The following is a 22,902-nucleotide window of genomic DNA, read 5'->3' as shown; positions in this document are numbered from 1 at the left end:
CCTCCCGCCCACCCGCGCCGAAGCCCTGCGCTACTGGCTGAAGCTGGGCTGCATCAGCTTTGGCGGGCCGGCCGGGCAGATCGCCATCATGCATGAGGACCTGGTGGAGCGGCGGCGCTGGATCTCGGAGGGTCGCTTCCTGCATGCGCTCAACTACTGCATGCTGCTGCCCGGCCCCGAGGCGCAGCAGCTGGCCACCTATATCGGCTGGCTGCTGCACCGCACATGGGGCGGCATCGTGGCCGGCGGGCTGTTCGTGCTGCCCTCGCTGCTGCTGCTCATCTCCCTGTCCTGGATCTATGTGGCCTTCGGCCATGTGCCGGCCATTGCCGGCATCTTCTATGGCATCAAGCCGGCCGTGACGGCGCTGGTGGTGCATGCGGCCTGGCGCGTGGGCTCGCGCACCTTGCGCAACGGCTGGCTGTGGGGCATTGCTGCGGCGGCCTTCGTGGCTATCTTCGCGTTGAAGCTGCCTTTTCCGCTGATCGTGCTGGCGGCCGGCGCACTGGGCTACCTGGGGGGCAGGCTGGCGCCGCGCCACTTCGCCCCTGCGGGCGGGCACGGCCCGCGCGGCGGCAGCCACGGCCCGGCCGTCATCGACGATGACACGCCCGCACCGGCCCATGCACGGTTCAGCTGGCGCTTTTTCAGCCAGGTGCTGGCGACCAGCCTGGGGCTGTGGGCGCTGGCGCTGGGCCTGCTGGCCGCCGCCTTCGGCTGGCAGGGCGCGCTCACCCAGATGGGCTGGTTCTTCACCAAGGCGGCGCTGCTGACCTTTGGCGGCGCCTACGCCGTGCTGCCCTACCTCTACCAGGGCGCCGTGGACCACTACCACTGGCTCACGGCCACGCAGATGATGGACGGGCTGGCCCTGGGCGAGACCACGCCGGGGCCGCTGATCATGGTGGTGTCCTTCGTGGGCTTCCTGGGCGGCTGGAGCACGCAGGTGTTCGGCCCCGATGCGCTGCTGCCGGCCGGCGCCGCCGCCGCCCTGGTCGTGACCTTCTTCACTTTTTTGCCGTCCTTCGCCTTCATCCTGCTGGGCGGCCCCTTCATCGAGTCCACCCATGGCAGGCTGGGCTTCACCGCGCCGCTGACGGGCATCACGGCCGCCGTGGTGGGCGTCATCGCCAACCTGGCCGTGTTCTTTGCCTGGCACGTGCTGTGGCCCCGGGGCCTGGATGGCCACTTCGACTGGCCGTCCGCACTGCTGGGCCTGGCTGCCGCAGCCGCGCTGCTGCGCTGGAAGGTCGGCGTGATCCCCGTGGTGGTAGGCGCGGGGCTGGCAGGCCTGGCGATCACGCTGGTGCGCCAGGTTGGGTAGGAAAGGCTGCGGCATGGTTTCGAGCACGGATGGGCATTTCAGCTGGCTGCGCTGCCGCACCGCAGGCGTGGAGGCCGTGGCCGCAGACACGGCGCGGCACTTTGGACGACACACCCACGAGCAGTACGGGATCGGCCTGATCGAGCGTGGCGCGCAGAAGTCCGCCAGCGGGCGAGGCCTCTACGAGGCCGAGGCCGGCGACCTCATCATGGTCAACCCCGGCGAGTTGCATGACGGCATGCCCCTGGGCTATGGCGGTCGCGCATGGCGCATGCTCTACCTGGAGCCCACGGTAGTGGCTGCGCTCATGGCGGACATGGATGGCGCCGGGCCGGCGGCCGGCTTCGAGTTCCGCCAGCCCGCCGTGCGCGACCCGCGCATGGCCGCGCTCTTTCAAACCCTGTACCGGAGGATGACCGGCAGCGGCGAGGCAACTGACGCTCTGGACCTGGACGAAGCACTGCTGCAACTGCTGGGCGGCATGCTGCAGCGCCCTGCCCCGGCGCCGCGCGCACCGGCACCCATCACCCTGGCCCGCGCCCGTATGGACGACGACCCCGGTGCGCCGCTGACCCTGGCAACCCTGGCCCGGGAGGCCGGCCTGAGCCGCTACCAGTTCCTGCGTGCCTTTGCGCGCGCCACGGGAATGACTCCGCATGCCTATCTGCTGCAGCGGCGCCTGCACCGGGCACGCGGACTCATCGCCAGCGGCATGCCGCTGGCCGAGGCCGCCGCGCACAGCGGCTTTGCCGACCAGAGCCATATGACGCGCCTGTTCGTGCGCAGCTTCGGCATGGCGCCCGGCTTCTACGCCAGGGCAGCCAAGGCCTGCGCTGCGTGACGCGCTGCAATTTCTTTCAAGACCACGCAAACCGGCTTGGCGAGGATGGAGATCACACCCCCTCTCCACTCACAAGGCCTGATCTTGCAGTTCTCCTACTCACCCTCCATCCCCCGCGACTTTCCTGAACTGGCCTCGCAGACCTTGCTGCTGCGCGGCCTGTCACCCGACGTGCCCGCACACGCCGTGATCGCCCCCTTCATGGCACAGGCCAGGCAGAACCTGGCCTGCACCCCGGAAAGCGAACTGCCATCCATTCAGGCCTGGCGGCGCGGCTTTGCCAGGATGGGCCTCAAGCCCACGCAATACCGCTGCGCCGCCGAGGCCCTGCTGCGCCGCTTGCGCAAGGAAGGAGATCTGCCGGGCCTGCATCCGCTGGTGGACCTGTGCAATGCGGCCTCGGTGGCCTTTGCCATTCCCGTGGCCGTCTTCGACCTGGACCGCATCAGCGGTTGCCTGCTGGTGCGCCCCGCAACCGGCAGCGAGGTCTACGAGACCTTCTCGGGCGAGATCGAATATCCCGAGCCCGGCGAAATCATCTTTGCCGACACCGCTGGCCGCGCCCACGCCCGGCGCTGGTGCAACCGCCAAAGCGGCCACTCGGCAGTGCGCGAATCCACGGTCAATGCGCTGATCGTGGCCGAAGCGCTGCACGCCACGGGCAAGGCGGATACGCGGCAGCTGGTGCAAGAGTTGCATGCGGCGGCCGGGCGGCTGTGGCCCGAGGCCGTTTCACACCCAAGCAACCCCTTGCAGGCCGCCCAGGCCTGAGGCGACCGGGGCCGTTGGCGCCCCGGCGTGAAAGGGGCTAACACGCTGCGCGGACTTCCCGCAAGCAAGACCGCACGCGTATCGCACCGCCCTGCACATCGACTCGCAGATCTCTTCAAGACATGCTTTTTCGCTATCAAAATGATACTGATGCGTTGCATGCTACATACAAATGAAAAGAAAAAGAAATCATTCTCATTGTCATTCTAGAATCCGCACCCGCCACGACAGGCTGCGCCGCTGGTCCCAGGCCGGCAGCAGCGCCGACGCACCCAGAGCACGCCCCACGGCACAGGTTTCCCAGCTCTCGACCATTGACCATGCCTATCCAAAGACTCTCGCGCACGGCAGTTGCGCATGCCGCCCTGCTTGCCCTGTGCGGCGCAGCCCACGCGCAGGCCCAGCCTGAAAATGTTCCCGAGGCCACGCTCGCCCCGGTCACCGTGAACGCAGGCACCGAGAAGGAAAATCCCACCGGCCCCGTGGTGGGCTTCACCGCAAAGCGCGCCATCTCGGCCACCAAGACCGACACGCCGCTGATCGAGACGCCCCAGGCCATCAGCGTGGTCACGCGCGACCAGTTCGAGGCGCAGGGCGTGCAGACGCTGCGCCAGACCACGGCCTACAGCGCGGGCGTGGTGTCCAACTACTTTGACAGCCGCGTGGACAGCTTCTCGGCACGCGGCGGCAGCGTGAGCCAGTACCAGGACGGTCTGCTGCGCACCTACGGCACCTACAACACCAGCCGCCCCGACCCCTACACGCTGGAGCGCGTGGAGTTCCTGCGCGGACCCTCTTCCGTGCTCTACGGCCAGGGCAGCGTGGGCGGCGTGCTCAACCTGACCAGCAAGCGCCCGCAGGCCGAGGCGCTGCGCGAGGTGCAGGTGCAGATGGGCAGCTACGGGCGCAAGCAGATCGCCACCGACCTGACCGGCGCCGTCACCGAAGACGGCCAGTGGCTGTACCGGCTGGTGGCCGTGGGCCGGGAAAGCGGCACCCAGGTGGACCATGTGAACGACGACCGCCTGGTCATCGCGCCCAGCCTGACCTGGCGGCCCAGCGCCGATACCTCGCTCACACTGCAGGCGCTCTACCAGAAGGACAAGAGCGGCTCGCTGATCGGCTTCTTCCCCTGGCAGGGCACGCGCCTGCCCAGCCCCTACGGCCAGATTCCCACCAGCACCTTCATCGGCGAGCCCGGCTGGGACTCGTTCGACACGGAGAACAAATCCTGGGGCTACCTGTTCAGCCACCGCCTGAACGCCGACTGGACCGTGCGCCAGAACCTGCGCCGCACCATCAGCGACGTGGACTACCGCTCCATCTACACCAGCTTCACCGCCATCCCCGGCCAGGGCCGCCCTGCGCGCCCGGTCTTCAACCCCGACAACCGCAGCGTCTACCGCGATGCCTCCTGGCAGGTCAACGGCGGCCGCATGCTGGTGATCGACACGCAGCTCGAAGGCCGGCTGCGCTGGGGCACGGCCGAGCACACCGTGCTGGCCGGCATGGATGCGCAGCGCAACAGCACCAGCCAGTCCACCTGGCGCGGCCTGACCGCGCCGTTTGACGTCTACAACCCCGTCTACGGCAATTTCACGCCGCCCACGGCCTCGCAGCTGGTGCGCCAGCCGGGCGTGTCGCAAAAGCAATTGGGCTTCTACGCCCAGGACCAGATCAAGTGGGGCCGCTGGACCGCCACCCTGGGCCTGCGCCACGACAGCGCCCAGACCGATACCGAAGGCCGGCCCGCCTCCGCCGTGGACGAGAAGGCCTGGACCAGGCGCGCAGGCGCCACCTACCAGATGGACGGTGGCTGGGCGCCCTACCTGGGCTACTCCGAGTCCTTCCAGCCGCTGGGCGGCGTGGATGTCTACGGCACGCCCTACAAGGCCCAGCGCGGCGAGCAATGGGAAGCCGGCGTGAAATGGCAGCCACCGGGCCAGGGCCTGTCGGCCTTTGCCGCCGTCTACACGCTGCGCGAGAAGAATCGCAAGACCACCGACCCGGCCAACCCGCTCAACAGCCTGCAGATCGGCGAGGTCAAGGTCAACGGCTTCGAGGCCGAGCTCACCGCCAGCCTGGCCCGCCACTGGGACGCCACGCTCGCCTATGCGTACACCGACGCCGTCATTTCGCGCAGCAATGGCGGCGACCAGGGCCAGCGCGTGACCAGCGTGCCGCGCCACACGGCGTCGGCCTGGCTGACACACCGCTTTGCCAGCGAAGGGCGCGGCGGCTGGAGCCTGGGTGCGGGCGTGCGCTACACGGGTTCGCAGTGGACGGGCACCAGCCTGGTGGACACGCCCTCTGCCACCCTGCTGGATGCCATGGTGTCCTATGACGCCGGCCCATGGCGCCTGGCCTTCAACGTGGTCAACCTGACCGACAAGGTGCAGATCACGCAGTGCCTGGCACGCGGCGACTGCTTCTACGGCCAGCGGCGCACCTTTGCGGTGACGGGAACGCACCGCTTCTGAGGACCGCCGCCGCGCGCCTTTCACAGCGCAGGCAGCTCAGGCAGGCAGCTGCCTGAAGCTCCTTCGGTCCGCCGTGCTGCCAAACGATGCGCAGCCCGACAGCACGGCGGGCGAAGGCGCGGTGGTCGACAGCGCCTCGCTGCACAGCCGGGGCAGCTGGCTGTGCTCGTCTTCCAGGGCCTGTGTGTGGATCATGGGGGCCATGGCCACCACGTTGCCGAAGATGGTGGCAAAGGCCACGTCGGCCGCGTCACGGCCCGTGCCAAAGCGCATGAAGCCCATGGGAATGGCCGTGCCCGATGCATCGAACAGATACCACCTGTCGCCCAGGTAGGCTTCCACGTAGGCATGGAAATCGGGCGGGCCCAGCGCAGGGTCGGCACCGTAGTCCGTGCCGGTGGCGATGCGGGCGGGAATGTTCAGCGCACGGCACAGGGCGATCATCAGGTGCGTGAAATCGCGGCACACGCCCACCTGCTCCACCAGGGTATCGACGGCCGAGGTGGACGAGTTGCTGGTGGCCGAAGCAAAGGTCACCAGCTCCTGCACCCACTGCTGTATGGCCAGCACGCGCGAATAGCCGGGCGCCAGTTGGCCGAAATTGCGAAAGGCCAGCTGCATCAGCCGGTCGGACTGGCAGTAGCGGCTGGGGTAGATGTACGGCAGGACCTCCAGCGGGATGCAGCGCACCGGAACCTCGCCCAGCGCCGCCGGATCCTCGCGGTGGTGCGCGATGCAGACGGTGGCCGTGTAGGTCAGGTGCAGGGGGCCTGGGTTGGCATGCAGGCGCATGAAGCGGGTGGAGGTGGCGGGCTCGGTGGCAATGTCGGACTCCACGGGCTGGCTGAGCACCAAACGCTCGTTCTCCACCGTCTGGTGCGAGGTGTGGGCCGCATGGATGTTGAACACGAAGTCGGCCCCGGCCGGATCGCGGATGTCATAAGCAAGATCCAGCTGGATCTGCAGCCTGATCGCTGCGTTGGCCATTGATTGCCCCTGGTTGGTGTGTCTGATCGGCACCATGGTGCGGGCAGCCGCGCCCGCAGGCCGTAGGCACCTGCTGAAAAGCCTGTAGTGCTTGGAGCAGGATAGCGCGTGCGCCCGGCAGGCGCCTGGCCCGCCCTGCAAGCTCCACGGACAGGCCGGTCGCCAGCCCGCCGGGATGCAAAGGCCGGCGTCATGACGGCCAGCGTGGCCGCCGCCAAGCGGGGAGCCGCGCCATGGACACCGCCATCCACCTTTCCCCGCCCATTTCCCATGCCACGGCCCCGGTCCAGCCAACCATAGCGGCCACCGAGTCCCGCCCCGCCACCGAAGCCCAGGCCCCCGGCCTGTCCCGCCGCCATCGTGCGCGTGCCGTTTTCCATCGTCGCGCCCATGATCCTCATGGCCTGCCGTCGGCGCCTTCAACGTGCACGGCAACGCCACCGACATCTGGCTCATGCTGGTCTTCGGCGTGGGCGGCTATGTCTTCAAGAAGCTCGACTATCCGCTGGCACCCATGGTGCTGGCCATCGTGCTGGGCGACCGCATGGAAGACGCCTTCCGCCAGAGCATGCTCTCCAGCCAGGGCGCGCCGGGCATCTTCTGGCACAACGGCCTGACCGGAGCCATCACCACGCTGGCCCTGCTGATGCTGGCGTGGCCGCTGCTGGGCAGGCTGCGGGCGATGGCGTTCGGGGCGAGGGCTGTGGCGGCCTGAGAGGAGCCGTCTACAGCGAATCAGCCTCCGCTTCCGGCCAGAGGCGGGGGAAGTAAAAACGCAGGGCGTGCAGCGGCACGCCCAGGCGCACTCTTCCATACGGTGAATCCGTCTCCAGCAGGCCGCGCTTGAGCAGTGCCGATACCTGGGCGGTGGCCAACCGGTCACCCAACCCCAGCATGGCCTTGAAGTCGGCCCGATCCATCTCCGCCTGGGCCGCAAAAAGATAGTGCAATGCGCGCAATGCCTCGCTGCGCACGCCTTGGCGCACCACCCGTTCCTCATAGGCAAGGCATGCCGCCATGCGCTCCTTCATGCCGTCCAGCGACAGAAGTCCCTCCATGAAGCTCACTTGGTCCATGCACAGTTCCAGCACGTATGCGATCCAGTCGATCAACCCCAGTTCGGTCAGATTGCCACGGCCATCAAGGTCACCACGACGCGGCTCGTCTGCGGCGGCAAGCAAGGCGTAATAGCGCTCCTGCGACCGTGCGAACCCCCTCAGGGGGGACCACAGACCATTGCTCAGGCCCATGTGGGTTAGTACGAGATGTGAATGCAGCCGGGCCACACGCCCGTTGCCGTCCCGGAACGGATGGATCCAGGCCAGGCGCTGGTGCGCAGCGGCCATGGCCACCAACTGCAACTCGCCACGGCGCACGCCGGAGTAGAAGCTCGACCAGCGGTCCAGAAAAAATGGCAACTGCCCCGCTGCAGGCGCCGCATGCCTGCCCACGCTAACCTCCCGCGTGCGCCATCGACCCGGCTCGATGGCATCGTCGCCAAGGGCGCCGGCCTCCAGATCGGCCTGGGGCAGACGGGCGAAGAGATCCTGGTGGATATCGGCCAGCATCTGGGGGGTCCAGACCTGCGCATTCGTCCATTGCGTGGACCTGTACTCCAGTTGCTCTTCAGTGGCCATGTGCGCCAGCGCCAATCGCTGACGGCGGGCCTGGTCTTCGTCCTGCGCATAGTCGTTGTGCAGGGCGCGCTCGATATCCAGCGGAAAGGTGTGCTGCCCCTCGATCCTGTTCGAGTAATACGAGTTCATAGCCCGAAGCAGCCGACGCAGGCCTGGCAATGTGTCTGGTCGGTAGCGGCCGGCCAGCCGCTCACCCAGCCTGATCAGGTCATGGGAGAGCTCCAGCAAAGGGCCCAGCTTGTGTTCCCCCGGCAGCAGCGGCTCCATCTGGGCAGGATGGTCGTAGAGCAGGAATTCTTGCGACATTGATCACCTATATAAGCAGCTGATTTATATAGATGAAATCCGTTTGGTGCGAGATATTTTGCGAGTTCTTCTGCAAGATTCCCTGACACGTCCCCTAATCCCTGTACCGCTTCTTGCGAAACGCCAGCCAGGCGGCGATGACGGTGAAGGCGATCACGATGGACACCACGATCCAGAAGCCGTGCTCGTGCTCTGCCAGCGGTATGCCGCCCACGTTCATGCCGAACAGGCCGGCCAGGATGTTGATGGGCAGGGCCAGCACGGTGACCACGGTCAGCACGAAGAGGCTGTTGCTGTTGTCCTCGTTCACGGCGGCGGCCACTTCTTCCTGCAGCAGCTTGATGCGGTCCTGCAGGGTCTGCATGTCGCGCAGCATGAGCGAGAACTCCTCGCTGGCGGCGGCCAGGCCGCGGCGGTCGTCCTCGCCCATCCAGGCGGGGGGCTGCTGCAGCAGGCGGAACAGCGCGGCCGGCTCGGGCGCCAGCAGGCGCTGCAGACGCACCAGCAGCCGGCGCAGCCGGCCCAGGTGGGCGCGCGGATGGTGGTAGCGCTGCGCGATGATGGCGTCTTCGATGTCGTCCACGCGCGCCGTGGTCTCGCGCACCACCTTGACCAGCACGTCGGCCTGGGTGCGCATCAGGTGTTCCAGCAGCTCGGCCGTGCTGGCGGGGCTGTCGCCCTGGCGCACGCCGGCACGCAGCGCATCGACCGAGCGCAGCGGCTGGGTGCGCGCGGTGACGACCAGGCGCTCGTCCAGGCAGATCCACAGCGTGGCGATGTCGGCCGATTCGAAGTTGAACTCGAAGTTCACATCGTTGAGCACGGCGACCAGGGAGTCATCGGAGCGCTCGATGCGCGTGGAGGCCAGGCCCTCGCGCAGCGTGGCGTAGAAGACTTCGGGCAGCGCGGCGTGGCGCTGCAGCCAGCGCAGGGACTGGGTATTGGCCAGGTTGAAGTGCAGCCACAGGAAGTCGCGCCGGCCGGGCTCGGTGAGCGGACGCTCCGCGCCCAGCCACTGCGCGGCCGACTGCGCCGTCATGGCCTCCACACGCCGCTGCGTGTCGCAGAAAAACCGCCATCCGCAGATCAGGCCTGCGTCTTCATTGGCCTGGGCCAGGGGGGAGGCTGCGTCAGTCATGGATGGGTCAGGCACCTGCGGGGAGTGGCCTGCGCGGGCCGGACAAGTGCGGGATTCTTGGCCGCCTCCATGACAGAGGTGTGACAACTGTCACGGAGTCGTCATCCGAAGTGCCTGCCCCCCAGTCCGGGGGCGGGGCGGGCCTCAGCACATCACGACGTTCTCCAGCGTGAACGAGAACGGCGTGGACCCGGCGCCCGCACCGCCGCCGCGCATCACGATGTCGGCGCGCGAGATGCCCAGCAGGGAGATCTCGGTGTTGATGTCGCCCAGGATGGCCGAGTTCATGACCTGGCCCTGTTCGATCTGCGAGACCACCCCGATCCAGATGGAGGGCTTGAATTCGAAGACGGCCTTTTGCTGGGGGGCAATCGCGGTCTTGACGGCCAGCAGCCGGCCGTCCTTGTAACAGCTGGCATTGATGGCGCCCCGGGGCAGCGAGTTGAGCACCTGCACTTCGTTGGAGCTTGCGCCATAGCCTGCGGGCGCCAGGCGATCGCCGCAGCTGCTCAGGGACAGCTGGAACTGCTGGCCGAACTGCGCCTCCAGCTGGGGCGTGTGGTTGCCATAGCTGTCGCTGGCACCGACCTGCAGGCCCAGCGGGAAGGTGAACGGATGGTTGTCCCCCTGGCCGCAGTACTTGATGACCCGCCAGGCCACGGCCAGCTCCTCGAAATCGCTGGCCACGTTCTTCTGGAAGATGACGATCTGCGAGTTGTTCGCGTCGTTCGACTGATTGACGAAGTTGAGTTGAACGCCCATGCATCTCTCCTGATGGATCAAAAAAGCGCTGCGGCGCTTTCTGCTGCCCCGCCGTGCGTGCGCAAGCGCACTGTAGGGAACAACGATCCTTCAGAAAATTACGCCTGATTACATCCCGCCCCTCAGCCGGGAACGGCCCAGACCCGCCCTCCGCCCACGGCAAAGCACTGGCGGCCCGGCCCGGGCGGCAGGCTGGCCATGCCGGTGAACAGGCCGAAGGCCGGCAGCAGGGTGAAGCCCGGGTGCACGGCAAAGCACGGCAGGCGCAGGGCATCGCGCCCCGGGCCGCGCAGCACGACGGCGGGGTGGACATGGCCGGCCAGCACATGGCAGGGCGCGGCCTGCAGTGCTTGCGGGGCCTGCGGGGCCTGCGGGGCCTGCGGGGGATGATGACAGGCGGCGAACGGGCCCAGGCGCCAGGGTTCATCGACCACGGCCATGCCCAGCGCAGGCGGCGGGTCGCCCGCATGGCTGTCATGGTTGCCGCGCACCAGGACCAGTTCCACGGCCGGATGGCGGCTGCGCCAGCCGGCCAGCGCCGCCAGCACCGAGGGGTTGCGCGCCTCGGCCGCGTGCAGGAAGTCCCCCAGCACCACGAGTCGATGCACGGGCAGGCCCAGGAGAAGGGCCGACAGTCGGTCCAGGTTGCCCTGGGTAGTGCCGGCCGGCACGGGAATGCCGCGCGCGCGGAAGGTGGCGGCCTTGCCCAGGTGCAGGTCGGCAATGAACAGCGTGCCCTGGGCGGGCCACCACAGGGCGTGCTGGGCCAGCAGGTGGACGGGCTCGCCCGCCAGGAGGATGCCCAGGCTGCCGGCCAGGGCGTCGGGGGAGACAGGACTTGGCAACGGTGCGTGGCCTTTCATCAGCGGTGCAATGGTTCTACAGCAGCGGCAAGGGCCGCGAGGGCTTGCGCACGCGGCGCGGGCGGCGGCTGGCGGCATCGGCCTCGGGTCCATCGGTGGCCTGCAGCGAGAAATCCAGCGTGCGGCGCACGGCGGCCGTATCCTCGTCCACGGCGGGGGGCTGGTCTGCCTTGGGCTTTTTCCGTGGACGCAGCGGTGGATCGGGCGGGACCAGGTCCTGCGTGCGCGGCTCGCTGGCTGCACCGCCGGCGTCTGCCGCCTCGTGCAGCTGGGCCAGCATGCGCGCGATGCGGTCGGCCAGGTGCTCGTTGGTGAGCTTTTCGCGAAAGCGCTCCACCATCAGCGGAAAGGCAAACGGGCTGGGACGGCGCAGCGCGCTCACCACCAGCTGCTGGGCCTGCATGCGGCGCAGCGCGGCCAGCAGCTGGGCCACGTCCAGTTCCTGGCTCAGGACTTCCTCGTCGGCCTGGCGCAGCAGCAGGTTGCTGTCGTCGTACTTGCGAAAGACCTCGAAGAACAGCTGGGCCGAGGCCTGCAGCTGGCGCGCGCTGCGGCGCTCGCCCGGGTGGCTCTGGAAGATCAGGCCCGAGACGCGGGCGATCTCGCGGAAGCGCCGCCGCGCCATCTCGGTGGCATTGAGGCTGGCCAGCACCTCGTGCAGCAGGGCGTGGCGGGCATGGCTGGCGTGATGGGCGTCCTCGCCGGTCAGATGGGCGTCGTCGGCGGCCTGGTCCCAGTGGCGGTCGGCATTGGCGGTATTGCGCATGGCGCCCGCCTCCGTGGCAGAGACACGTCCGGGCGCCGCCACGGCCTGCGCCGGCTCGGCGCGCAGCAGCTCGGGCAGCATCGCGGCCCAGTCGCGCTCGGTAGCGCTCAGCAGCTCCAGCCCGTAGTCGTTGACGGCGATGGAGAAGGTGCCCGTCTCGCCCTGCGCGGCGCGCCAGGCCAGCAGGCTGGCCAGCCCCGTATGGGCATGGCGGCCCGCAAAGGGGTAGAGGAACAGATGCCAGCCTTCGCGCGTGCACAGGGTTTCGGCCAGCAACGTGCCGGGCGTGGGCAGGGCCGACCAGCGCTGCTGCACCTCCAGCAAGGGGCGCACGCAGCGCAGCTCGGGCGAGTGGTAGTCGCCCGCCGACGCCAGCGCCAATTGCTGCACCACGAAGTCGGCCAGCACGGTGGACAGCGGCATGCGCGCGCCCGCCCAGCGCGGCACGGTGGGCCGCGTTCTGGCGGCGCGGCGCACGTAGGCGGTCATGTCCTCGATGCGCACCAGCTCCAGCACCTGGCCCGCGAAGACAAAGGCATCGCCGGGCGACAGGCGCGACAGAAAGCTCTCTTCCATGCTGCCCAGCCGCGCGCCGTGCAGGATCTGCACGCTCATGCTGGCGTCGCTGACGATGGTCCCGATGTTGGCGCGGTGCCTGCGCGCCAGCCGCGCGTCGGGCATGCGCCAGAGGCCCTCTCCGTCGGGCCGCACGCGCTGGTAGTCGGGATAGGCGGCCAGCGAGGGGCCGCCCCGGTGCACGAAGTCCAGGCACCACTGCCAGACCGCAGGCGCCAGCCCGGCGTAGGCGACGGTGCGGCGCACTTCGGCATACAGCTCATCGGGCACGAAGCCGCCGCCCAGGGCCACGGTGGCCAGGTGCTGCACCAGCACGTCCACGGGCTGGCGGGGGCTGGCGCGCATTTCCACCTGCTGCGCGCGCACGGCGGCGCGGGCGGCGGCGGCCTCCACCAGCTCCAGGCTGTGCGTGGGCACCAGGGTGATGCGCGAGGGCCGGCCCGGCGCATGACCCGAGCGGCCCGCGCGCTGCAGCAGCCGCGCAATGCCCTTGGCCGAGCCGATTTGCAGCACGCGCTCCACGGGCAGGAAGTCCACGCCCAGGTCCAGGCTGCTGGTGCAGACCACGGCCTTGAGCGTGCCGGCCTTGAGCCCGGCCTCCACCCATTCGCGCACAGCCCGGTCCAGAGAGCCATGGTGTATGGCCAGCAGGCCGGCCCAGTCGGGCCGGGCCTCCAGCAGCGCCTTGTACCAGAGCTCCGCCTGCGAGCGCACATTCACAAAGACCAAGGTGGAGCCTGCCGTGGCCTCCAGCTCGCGCACCACGGCCGGCAGCATGGCCAGGCCCAGGTGGCCGGCCCAGGAAAAGCGCTCGGGCCGGTCGGGCAGCAAGGTGTCCACCACCAGGCGCTTGTCCACCTGGCCCTGGACCAGCACGCCGGGCCGCGGCTGGCCATGGTCGTCCAGGCCCAGCAGGGTCTGCATGGCTTCGTCCAGATTGCCCAGCGTGGCCGACATGCCCCAGACGCTCAGTTGCGGGCTCCAGCCGCGCAGCCGCGCCAGGGCCAGCTGCAGTTGCACGCCGCGCTTGTTGCCCAGCAGCTCGTGCCATTCATCGGCCACCACCAGGCGCACGGAGCCCAGCAGCTCGCGCGCATCGGCCCGCGCCAGCAGCAGGGACAGGCTCTCGGGCGTGGTGACCAGCACGGTGGGCAGCTGGCGCGACTGCGCGCTGCGCTCGGCGCTTCCCGTATCGCCCGTGCGTGCGCCCACGGTCCAGCGCGCCAGCGCGGGATGGCCCTGGGCCAGCGCCTGCAAGGGCGTCTGCAGCGCCTTGAGCGTGTCGGCCGCCAGGGCGCGCATGGGCGTGATCCACAGCACGGTCAGCGGCGTGGCGGCGGGTTTTCTCCTGCTGGATGGGGTCTGGGCAGGGTCCTGGACAGGGGCCTGGGCAGGCGCCTTGGAGGCCTGCGCAAAGGCCTGCAGCGCGCCCAGCCAGACCGCATAGGTCTTGCCTGCGCCCGTGGTGGCATGCAGCAGGCCGCTGTGGCCCTGGGCCAGTGCCTTCCACACGGCGCGCTGGAAGGAAAAGGGCTTCCAGCCCCGTGCGGCAAGCCAGGCGGTGGCGAGGGGGTGGAGGGAACGGGTGGCCATGGCGCGGTGCGTCAAGGGTGGGGTCACGGGTCGGTCAAGGGTTGATCAAGGGTCGGAATGCGGCAGCAGGGCGGCCAGCGTGTCGATGGAGTCGGCCTCCTGCACAGGCTTGTCCTCGCGCCAGCGCAGCATGCGCGGAAAGCGCACGGCAATGCCGCTCTTGTGGCGTGCGCTGCGCGCAATGCCCTCGAAGCCCAGTTCGAACACCAGGGTGGGCCGCACGCTGCGCACGGGGCCGAAGCTCTCCACCGTGGTCTTGCGGATGACGGCGTCCACGCGGGCCATTTCTGCATCGGTCAGGCCCGAATAGGCCTTGGCGAAGGGCACGAGGGCGCGGCCCTCGGTGCCGGGCGGCGCGTTCCAGACGGCAAAGGTGTAGTCGCTGTAGAGGCTGGCGCGACGGCCGTGGCCGCGCTGTGCATAGATGAGCACGGCGTCCACGCTCAGCGGATCGATCTTCCACTTCCACCACACGCCGCTGTCCTTGGTGCGGCCCACGCCGTAGGCGGCGTCGCGGGCCTTGAGCATCATGCCCTCCACTCCCAGGGAACGGGCCTGCTCGCGAAGTTCGGCCAGGGCCTGCCAGCCATCGCCCGCAAGGACCGGACTGGGCAGCAGCGCCGGATGCGCCGCCAAGGCCACCAGCCGCTCCAGCCGCGCGCGCCGTTCATGCTGGGGCAGCGCGCGCAGGTCCTGGCCGCCCTCCTCCAGCAAGTCATAGGCCAGCAGCACCACGGGCAGCTCGCGCAGCAGCTTGGGGCCCAGGGTCTTGCGGCCTATGCGCTTTTGCAGGTCGGCAAAGGGGCGCACATGGGCGGGCGCCTCGCCCTGCTGCGCGGCCCAGACGACGATCTCGCCGTCGATCACGGTGCCCGCAGGCAAGGCATCGCCCATGGCCTGCAGCTCGGGGAAGCGCTCGCTCACCAGTTCCTCGCCGCGCGACCAGATCCAGGTGCCCAGCGCGTCACCGCTGCCGCGCCGCACGATCTGGGCGCGTATGCCGTCCCATTTCCACTCCACCACCCATTGGGACGGCGGGCCGAGCACGGCGTCGAACTGCTGCAGCGGCAACTGCAGCGGATGGGCCAGGAAGAAGGGATAGGGGTGGCCACGGGCTTCGCCCGCATGCGCGTCATCGCCCTCTTGCTCTCCCGCCACCAGCCGCAGGTAGTCGGCCGCCCCGGGCCGCGCCCCGATGTGGGTGTAGCCCATGAGCCGCTGGGCGATGTGCTTGGCATCCACGCCGCTGACGGCCGCCAGCGCCTGTGTGACCTGCAGCCGCGACACGCCGACCCGGAAGGCGCCGGTGATCAGCTTGAAGTAGACCAGCCGCTCATCGGCCGCCAGCCGCGCCCATTGCATGCGCAGCGTGTCCGCCAGCGCCTCGGGCGCCATGCCGCGCAGCGGCAGCAGGTGGTCCGTGACCCAGGCGGCCAGGCCCAGGTCGTGCGCATCACCGGGTGGCGGCAGCAGCAGCGCAATGGTTTCGGCCAGGTCGCCCACGGCCTCGTAGCTTTCGTCGAACAGCCATTCGGGCAGGCCGGCCGCCTCGCGCGCCCGCTCCTTCAAGAACTTGGTGGGCACCAGCTGGCGCGGCTTTCCACCGGCCAGGAAGTAGACGGCCCAGGCCGCATCGGCAGGCGCGGCGGCGCGCAGATAGGCCTGCAGCGCGGCCTGCTTGTCGCGGCTGGCGGTGCTGGCGTCCAGCGCGCGGTAGAGGGCGGCGAAATCCTTCATGGCGCGGGCGCCTCATCCGGTGCAGCCTCAGCGGCGGCAGCCTCGTCCTCATCGCCGTATTCGGTCTGGAAGGCTTGCGCATCCAGCCCCTGCTCGCGCAGCCAGCGCACCAGCACCGCCACGCTGCCATGCGTGACGAAGACACGCTCGGCGCCCGTGGCGCCTATGGCGTATTGCAGGCCGGGCCAGTCGGCATGGTCGGACATGACAAAGCCCCGGTCCACGCCCCGGCGCCGGCGCGTGCCGCGCAGCTGCATCCAGCCGCTGGCAAAGGCATCGGCATGGCCGGGAAAGCGGCGCATCCACGGCGTGCCCTGCGCCGAGGGCGGCGCCAGCACCAGGGCCGTCTTGAGCAGCGGTGCATCCACGCCGGGGTCGGTCACGCGCAGCGTGGGCGGCAGGTCCACGCCTGCGGCGCGGTACACGGCATTGAGCGGCTCCACCGCGCCATGCACGACGATGGGGCCGATGCGGCGATCCACCCCGTGCAGGATGCGCTGGGCCTTGCCGAAGGCATAGCACAGCAGCACCGAGGGCCTGCCCTGGGCGGCGTTGGCCTGCCACCAGGCGTTGATGCCGGCCATGAGCTCGGGCTGGCGGGGCCAGCGGTAGATGGGCAGGCCGAAGGTGGATTCGGTGATGAAGGTGTCGCAGCGCACGGGCTCGAAGGGGGGGCAGGTGCCGTCGGCCTCGGTCTTGTAGTCGCCCGAGGCCACCCAGACCTGGCCGCCATGCTCCAGCCGCACCTGGGCCGATCCGAGCACATGGCCGGCCGGGTGCAGGGAGATGCGCACGCCGTGGTGCTCCACCGCCTCGCCATACGGCAGGGTCTGCAGCGTGATGTCCGACCCCAGCCGTGCGCACAGCACGCCTGCGCTGTCGTCATGGGCCAGGTAATGGGCGTGTCCGGCGCGCGCGTGGTCGGAGTGGCCATGCGTGATCACGGCCCGGTCCACGGGCCGCCAGGGGTCGATGTAGAAGTCGCCTGCCGCGCAGTACAGGCCTTCGGGGCGGGCCACGATCAGGTCGGCGGCCATGCGGGATCAGGGACGGGAATGCTCATGGCCCCATGCTAGTGGGACGGTCGCCGCGCGCGCCCTGGCCCGCAGCGCGGCAGGCTGTCAGCCTGCACCTACCCGCGTAACTAACGACAGCAACCGGACCGCCACCGCGACACAACCGGGCCGCAGGGCCGGTTGAATCGGGGAAGATAGCGCCTTCTCAACCCACACACATCCACCCGCCTTCATGAACAACTCCGTCGTACGCATGTCCAATCTCTTCCTGCAGCTGGGCCTGGATGCCAGCGACCAGGCCATTGCCGATTTCATCCGCGCGCACCAGCTGGCCGCCGATGTGGATGTGGTGGATGCGCCCTACTGGAGCGATGCGCAGCGCCAGTTCCTGGCCGAGCAGCTCAAGGCCGATGCGTCGTGGTCCATCGTCGTGGACCAGCTCAGCGAGTCGCTGCACGAAGACGCGGTCAGGCAGCGCGCTGCCGGGCCGAACTGAAGCCGGCTGTCTTCTGGCGGCCAGCGGCCGGGCGGCCGGGCCGCCAAGCTCGGCTGGCTGCGGTGACAGCGTTCACGGCTTCGCTCCCCGTTGCTGGCATGGATGGGACTCCCGTGCCAGCAACCGACCTGTCGCCACAACGCAGCTTTTTGGCGCGTGGTTGCGCGCAAATGATGAGCATGCCAGCCATGGCCGTCCGCGTCACAAAACTGCAACAAGGAAAACGTAACATTCCCTAACAATTTTGCGATGTGCCTTCCATGGATGAGTCCCGCGCCTACCTGAGCGATTCCAGGCCACGTTTCCGCCCACCCAGCGCCGCGGATCTGTGTACCCCCGTTCCCAGCATGACCACCGACGAGACCAACGAGAAGGTGCTCGAGGTCTTCACGCGACACCGCGACTTGGTCAGCCTGCCCGTGGTCGAGGGGGACCGCCCCATCGGCCTGATCAACCGCAGCATCTTCCTGTCCCAGTTCAGCAAGCCGTTTCGCATGGAGCTGTACGGCAAGAAGAGCTGCATCGCCTTCATGGACAAGGAGCCGCTGGTGGTCGATGCCTCCACCGACATAGACACCCTGACCGTGAAGACCGTGGAGTACGGCGAAAAGGCGCTGACCGATGGCTTCATCATCACGCGCGACGGCCTGTTCGCGGGCGTGGGCAACGGTCTGCAGCTGATGCGCGCGGTGGCGGACATGCAGGTGGCGCGCAACCGCCAGATCATGCACAGCATCGAATACGCCAGCGTGATCCAGCAGTCGCTGCTGCGCAGCTCGCGCGAGGCCCTGGCCCGCGCCTGCCCGGGGGCGGACCTGGTCTGGGAGCCGCGCGATGTGGTCGGTGGCGACTTCTACCAGTTCAGCCAGGACGGTGATGGCTGGTTTGCCACCGTGGCCGACTGCACGGGCCACGGCGTGCCCGGCGCCTTCATGACGCTGATCGCCACCAGCAGCCTGGGCCAGGCCATCAAGGAGCACGGCCCGCGCGACCCGGCCGCGCTGCTGGGCCATGTGAACCGCAGCGTCAAGCAGATGCTGGGCCAGCTCGATGGCAAGGATGGCACGCCGGGCTCCGACGACGGGCTGGACGCGGCCTGCTTCTGGTTCGAGCCCGCGCACCGGCGCCTGCGCTTTGCGGGCGCGCGGCTTGCGCTGTTCGTGCTGCGCCCCGGCGCCGAGGCGGTGGAGTTGGTGGATGGCCAGCGCAAGGGCGTGGGCTATGTGGACAGCGAGTTCGACTTCGCCTGGAACAACATCGACCTGGAGCTGCCCGCCGGCACCCTGGTCTTCACCACCACCGACGGCCTGATCGACCAGGTGGGCGGCCCGCGCGGCATCACCTTCGGCAAGAAGCGCGTGCGCGAGCTGCTGCTGGAGCAGGCCGGCCGCACGCCCGCCGAGATCAACCGCGCCCTGCTGGCCGCCCTGCAGACCTGGCAGGGCGAGCACCACCGCCGCGACGACCTGACCTTTTTCTGCTTCAGAACCTGAATGCCTCCCATGCCCTCCGCACAGATCGCCGACAAGTACGGCAGCTTCTTCCACCTGGCGCGCCAGCACCAGGTGATCTTCTACTACGTGGGCTATTTCTCGCAGAACATCGTCGCGGCCATGGCCGAGGCCGTGCGGCTGCAGCTGGAAGTGGCCGGCGTGCCCGGCCCCACGCGGCGCAAGCTATTCTCGTCCTTCGTGGAGATGGCGCAGAACATCATCCACTACTCGGCCGATGCCCTGACCCCGCCCCACCAGGACGATGGCGAGCTGCGCCACGGCGCGGTCTGCATCCGCCGCGAGGACGACGGCAGCTTCGTGCTGCTGTGCGCCAACCCCATCGAGCCCGGCATGGGCGAGGCGCTGCGCGCCAAGCTCGACGCGCTGCGCAGCATGACCCTGGACGAGATCAAGAAGGCCTGCCGCCAGTCGCTGCGCGATGACGCGCCCGAAGGCAGCAAGGGCGCCGGCATGGGTTTCCTGACCCTGGCCCGCGATGCGCGCGAGCCGCTGCAGTTCGACTTCGATCCCGCCCAGACCGTGGACGGTCGTCCCGTCTTCTACCTGAAAGCCACGCTCTGAGCCGTCGCTCCGGCACCAGGCCTGAACAGGCCGGGCCCGCAGGCACGGACAACGCACCGAGATCACGCATGGACAACCTCTACATCGCTCCGACTCCCAGCTCCCCGGAAGTGGACTTCCGGTTCGACACGCACACGCTGCACCTGCGTGGCGAGTCCTATCCCGAGAACGCCGCCGCCTTCTACGGCGGCATCCTGGCCCGCCTCAAGGACTACCTGGCCCAGCCGCAGCCGGCGCAGCAGCAGGCACGCATCGAGGTGCACATCGCGCTGGCCTACTTCAACAGCTCCAGCACCAAGATGCTGTTCAACCTGATCGAGGCACTGAGCGGCGCCGCCGAGGCCGGCCGCCCCGTGGCCCTGCACTGGTACCACGACGAGGAAGACGACACCATCTGCGAATTCGGCGAGGAGCTGCGCGACGACTTTCCCGCCATCGCCTTCACCGGCCACCCCGTGAAGGCGGCGTGATGGACACCGTGGCCGCTCCCGCGGACCTCTTCGATGCCGAACACCAGGCCCTTTTGGCGGCCCGCGCCGCCCACGACCAGGGCGAAGAGGCCGGCGCCCCGGCCTGCCACCAGGCCCTGGGCGCGCTGCTGACCGCCTATGACCGCCTGCTGCGCGAAACGCGTCGGCTGGTGCGCCGCAGCGACCGCGCCGAGCTGGAGATGACCCAGCTCAACCAGCGCCTGCAGGAGCTGGCCGGAGAGCTCGAGTACCGCGCCACGCACGACCCGCTGACCGGCGTGCTCAACCGCGCGGCCATCATCGAGCGCGTGAACCGCCACTTCACCCAGCAGGGGCTGGCCCTGATCGTGCTGGACATAGACCACTTCAAGCGCGTGAACGACAGCTTCGGCCACCCCGTGGGCGACAGCGTGATCCTGGGCGTGGTGCGCTGCCTCAAGGCCGCCGTGCCGGCCACGGCCCATATCGGCCGCGTGGGCGGAGAGGAATTCACCGTGCTGCTGCCCCAGCACGACAGCGACGGCGCCGTATGCGTGGCCGAGCAGGTGCGCGCCGCCATCGAGGCCCATTCCTTCGGCCTGCCCGACGCCAGCTGCATCACGGCCAGCTTCGGCGTGAGCTGGCGCCCGAGCGGCGGCCGCTTCGACGACGCCTACAGCCTGGCCGACGAGGCGCTGTACGCGGCCAAGCGCAGCGGGCGCAACCAGGTCGTGCGCGCGGCAGACCATGCCACGGCCTGAGCGGCGCGGACAGAGGCAGGGCTGAGGCATGAGTTTCGTGATGCGCGCACGGGCGCCCAGGGCGCACGCCCCTGCTTCCGCCCTCCTGCAGACGCCCCTGCAGCCGCCCCCGCCAGGGCCCGTGCCCGGGCCTGAATGGCGGGTGCTGATCGTGGACAGCGACCCCGACGTACACGCCGCCTTCCGCCTGGCGCTGGAAGGCCACAGCCTGTTCGGCCGGCCGCTGGTGTTTCTCTACGCCCGCTCCGGCACGCAGGCGCGCAACCTGCTGCGCAGCGAGCAGGACCTGGCGGTGGTGGTGCTCGATGCCGTGACCGATGGCACGGGCGCCGGGCTGGACCTGGTGGACTTCATCCGCTACACGGCCGGCCTGCGCAACAGCCGCATCGTGCTGCGCACCGGCCGCCCGGGCCAGGCCCCCGACCTGGAAACCCTGCTGCGCTACGACATCAACGACTGCCGCACCAAGACCGAACTCACGCCCGACCGGCTGCTGGCCATCGTGGTGACCGCGGTGCGCTCCTACGAGCAGCTGTGCGCCATCGAGGCCAACCGCCGCAGCCTGGAGCTGATGGTGCGCTCCAGCGCCTCGCTGCTGGAGGAAACCAATCTGCACGCCTTCGCGCGGGGCGTGATCACCCAGCTGGCCACCTTGCTGGGCGTGGCCAGCGAAGGCCTGGTCTGCTCGGAGGGCACGCACCCGGCCGAGCCGTACCGCGTGCTCGCGGCCACGGGGCCATTCGCCCGGCTCATCGACCAGCCCATCGCCACCGTGCTGGCCTCGCGCGGGCTGCGCCTGCTGCGCCAGGCGCTGCAGGCGCGGCGCAACATCTACGGCGTGCAGCGCGGCGTGGCGCTGTACATAGGCCGGGGGGACGAGCAGGACATGGCCGTCTTCATCGACGCGCCGGCCTCCCACAGCGCACTGGACCGCCAGCTGCTCGAAGTCTTCTGCGCCAACCTGCGCACGCTGCTGCACAACCGCGGCCTGCTGGAGCGCCTGCACCAGTCCGCCTACTTCGACCCCCTGGTCTGCCTGCCCAACCGCGCCCACTTCGTGGAAAAAGTGGACGAATGCGTGTGGCGCGGCACGCGTGACCATGTACTGGCCCTGGTGGACATCGACGACTTCAGCGCCACCAACGACGTGATGGGCCACCGCTTTGGCGACCGCCTGCTCGAAGCCATGGCCCGCCGCCTGGCCAGCGCCCTGCCCGCAGGCGTGCTGCTGGCTCGCGTGGGATCGGACACCTTCGGCATCCTGGGCCCCACCGACGAGGTGGCCCTGGCCCAGTTGCTGGACTGCGCCCGCCAGCCCCTGGCCGTGGACGGTGTGCCGCACAAGGTCTCGCTGACCTGCGGCTACGTGTACCTGCCCCATGAGCGCCAGGCCGGCACCGACCTGGTCAAGGACGCCACCATCGCCCTCAAGCGCGCCAAGCGCGATCACCGCGGCCAGCTGCTGGAGTACTCCGAGCAGATGGGCATGGAGGCGCGCGACCGCGCCCTGCTGCTGTCCGACCTGCGCGCCGCCATCGACGGCGCCCAGCTTTTCCTGGTCTACCAGCCGCAGGTGGACCTGCAAACCCATGCCCTGGTCGGCCTGGAGGCCCTGCTGCGCTGGCGCCGGCAGGACGGCAGCTTCGTGCCGCCCGACCGCTTCATTCCGGTGGCCGAGCATTCGGGCCTCGTCGTGCCGCTGGGCCAATGGGTGCTGGCCACGGCCTGCCGCACCATGCGCGAACTGCTGGACGCCGGCCGCGCCCCCAGGCGCATGGCCGTCAATGTCTCCACCGTGCAGTTGCAGGACCCGGGCTTTCTGCAGACCGTGAGCAACGCCCTGGCAGAGCATGGCCTGCAGGGCGCGCAACTGGAGCTGGAGATCACCGAATCCGTCGCGGTGCTGCCCACCCAGCTGCTGCAGACCACGCTCAGCGCCCTGCGCGCGCTGGGCGTGACCATTGCCATCGACGACTTCGGCACCGGTTACTCCTCCCTGAGCTACCTGGAGCGCCTGCCGCTGGACCGCATCAAGATCGACCGCAGCTTCGTGCGCCAGCTTGGCGAATCGCAGGAAGCGCGCATCGCCGAAATGATCGCCCAGCTGGGCCGCAAGCTCGGCCTGCAGGTCCTGGCCGAAGGCATAGAGGACGCCAGCGCCTGGCAGGCCCTGCGCGCCATGGGCTGCCAGGAAGGACAGGGCTATCACATTGCCCGGCCCATGGACAAGGAGCAGTTGCGGGGCTGGCTGGGCCGGCGCAATGAAGCGCCTCCAGGCCAGCCTGGCCCCTCTCTGCGCCCCTGAGGCGGCCAGGTCGCGCCCT

The 22,902-nt window shown here is 69.3% G+C and carries 18 protein-coding genes and 1 pseudogene; 11 read left to right on the top strand and 8 right to left on the bottom strand.

The annotated features are described in order from the left end of the window. From chrA to A9976_RS11885, 4 genes are all read left to right on the top strand, one after another. Positions 1-1,324, top strand: a 1,324-nt coding sequence (gene chrA / locus A9976_RS11900) for a chromate efflux transporter (protein ID WP_259649187.1), incomplete at its 5' end; no start/stop codon positions are given. A gap of 13 nt (positions 1,325-1,337) precedes the next feature. Continuing rightward, positions 1,338-2,165: an AraC family transcriptional regulator gene (locus A9976_RS11895; protein WP_183019178.1), complete on the top strand. Its 828-nt coding sequence runs from the start codon at positions 1,338-1,340 to the stop codon at positions 2,163-2,165. Between the two features lie 84 nt (positions 2,166-2,249). Beyond that, on the top strand, positions 2,250-2,936 hold the full coding sequence (locus A9976_RS11890) for a B3/4 domain-containing protein (RefSeq protein WP_183019177.1): 687 nt from the start codon (positions 2,250-2,252) through the stop codon (positions 2,934-2,936). A 320-nt stretch (positions 2,937-3,256) separates the two neighbouring features. Continuing rightward, positions 3,257-5,416 carry a TonB-dependent siderophore receptor gene (locus A9976_RS11885; protein ID WP_183019176.1) on the top strand — a complete coding sequence of 720 codons (2,160 nt, stop codon included), beginning with the start codon at positions 3,257-3,259 and terminating at the stop codon, positions 5,414-5,416. 36 nt (positions 5,417-5,452) lie between these two features. Here A9976_RS11885 and A9976_RS11880 read toward each other — a convergent pair whose 3' ends face one another. Then, a complete protein-coding gene (locus A9976_RS11880; RefSeq protein WP_183019175.1) occupies positions 5,453-6,403 on the bottom strand; it encodes a transglutaminase family protein in 951 nt (316 codons plus the stop codon). A gap of 351 nt (positions 6,404-6,754) precedes the next feature. Between A9976_RS11880 and A9976_RS11875 the strand changes: the two are divergent. After that, positions 6,755-7,118, top strand: a pseudogene (locus A9976_RS11875) (tripartite tricarboxylate transporter permease); the annotation flags it as partial. 10 nt (positions 7,119-7,128) lie between these two features. Here A9976_RS11875 and A9976_RS11870 read toward each other — a convergent pair. The 7 genes from A9976_RS11870 to A9976_RS11840 all read right to left on the bottom strand — a co-directional run bounded on the left by A9976_RS11870 (position 7,129) and on the right by A9976_RS11840 (position 16,818). Then, on the bottom strand, positions 7,129-8,346 hold the full coding sequence (locus tag A9976_RS11870; protein WP_013802964.1) for a Fic family protein: 1,218 nt from the start codon (positions 8,344-8,346) through the stop codon (positions 7,129-7,131). A gap of 94 nt (positions 8,347-8,440) precedes the next feature. Next, the gene (locus A9976_RS11865) at positions 8,441-9,484 is read right to left on the bottom strand and encodes a transporter (RefSeq protein ID WP_183019174.1); all 1,044 of its coding nucleotides are present in this window, start codon (positions 9,482-9,484) and stop codon (positions 8,441-8,443) included. 144 nt (positions 9,485-9,628) lie between these two features. Further along, entirely contained in the window at positions 9,629-10,246 is a 618-nt protein-coding gene (locus A9976_RS11860; protein WP_183019173.1) for a hypothetical protein, read from the bottom strand. Positions 10,247-10,368: 122 nt separating this feature from the next. Then, positions 10,369-11,109, bottom strand: a complete 741-nt coding sequence (gene pdeM / locus A9976_RS11855; protein ID WP_220808619.1) for a ligase-associated DNA damage response endonuclease PdeM — start codon at positions 11,107-11,109, stop codon at positions 10,369-10,371. Between the two features lie 16 nt (positions 11,110-11,125). Continuing rightward, positions 11,126-14,044 (bottom strand): ligase-associated DNA damage response DEXH box helicase, encoded by a 2,919-nt coding sequence (locus A9976_RS11850; RefSeq protein WP_183019171.1) that lies wholly within the window; start codon positions 14,042-14,044, stop codon positions 11,126-11,128. 45 nt (positions 14,045-14,089) lie between these two features. Then, a complete protein-coding gene (locus A9976_RS11845; RefSeq protein WP_183019170.1) occupies positions 14,090-15,781 on the bottom strand; it encodes an ATP-dependent DNA ligase in 1,692 nt (563 codons plus the stop codon). After that, positions 15,778-16,818 carry a ligase-associated DNA damage response exonuclease gene (locus tag A9976_RS11840; RefSeq protein WP_183019169.1) on the bottom strand — a complete coding sequence of 347 codons (1,041 nt, stop codon included), beginning with the start codon at positions 16,816-16,818 and terminating at the stop codon, positions 15,778-15,780. Before A9976_RS11840 ends, A9976_RS11845 begins: the two co-directional genes overlap by 4 nt. 211 nt (positions 16,819-17,029) lie before the next feature. Here A9976_RS11840 and A9976_RS11835 point away from each other — a divergent pair, with 211 nt between their 5' ends. The 6 genes from A9976_RS11835 (at position 17,030) to A9976_RS11810 (ending at position 22,883) form a co-directional block, all read left to right on the top strand. Further along, a complete protein-coding gene (locus A9976_RS11835) occupies positions 17,030-17,293 on the top strand; it encodes a DUF2789 domain-containing protein (RefSeq protein ID WP_183019168.1) in 264 nt (87 codons plus the stop codon). Positions 17,294-17,553: 260 nt separating this feature from the next. Beyond that, complete coding sequence (locus A9976_RS11830; protein ID WP_183019167.1) at positions 17,554-18,786, top strand: SpoIIE family protein phosphatase; 1,233 nt, start codon at positions 17,554-17,556, stop codon at positions 18,784-18,786. 9 nt (positions 18,787-18,795) lie between these two features. Then, positions 18,796-19,368 (top strand): SiaB family protein kinase, encoded by a 573-nt coding sequence (locus tag A9976_RS11825; protein WP_013802972.1) that lies wholly within the window; start codon positions 18,796-18,798, stop codon positions 19,366-19,368. Positions 19,369-19,436: 68 nt separating this feature from the next. Beyond that, positions 19,437-19,838 carry a DUF1987 domain-containing protein gene (locus tag A9976_RS11820; protein ID WP_183019166.1) on the top strand — a complete coding sequence of 134 codons (402 nt, stop codon included), beginning with the start codon at positions 19,437-19,439 and terminating at the stop codon, positions 19,836-19,838. Beyond that, on the top strand, positions 19,838-20,578 hold the full coding sequence (locus A9976_RS11815) for a GGDEF domain-containing protein (RefSeq protein ID WP_183019165.1): 741 nt from the start codon (positions 19,838-19,840) through the stop codon (positions 20,576-20,578). The genes A9976_RS11820 and A9976_RS11815 overlap by 1 nt, the downstream gene beginning before the upstream one ends. A gap of 28 nt (positions 20,579-20,606) precedes the next feature. Then, positions 20,607-22,883, top strand: coding sequence for a bifunctional diguanylate cyclase/phosphodiesterase (locus A9976_RS11810; RefSeq protein ID WP_183019164.1), 2,277 nt, complete (start codon positions 20,607-20,609; stop codon positions 22,881-22,883). The last annotated feature ends 19 nt before the right edge of the window (positions 22,884-22,902 follow it).

It is taken from the genome of Delftia sp. UME58 (genome assembly GCF_014170385.1).
In the GTDB taxonomy this organism is placed as follows: domain Bacteria; phylum Pseudomonadota; class Gammaproteobacteria; order Burkholderiales; family Burkholderiaceae_C; genus Comamonas; species Comamonas acidovorans.
Note: the sequence above shows the minus strand (reverse complement) of the source record. Positions and strands in the feature narration are given on the sequence as shown.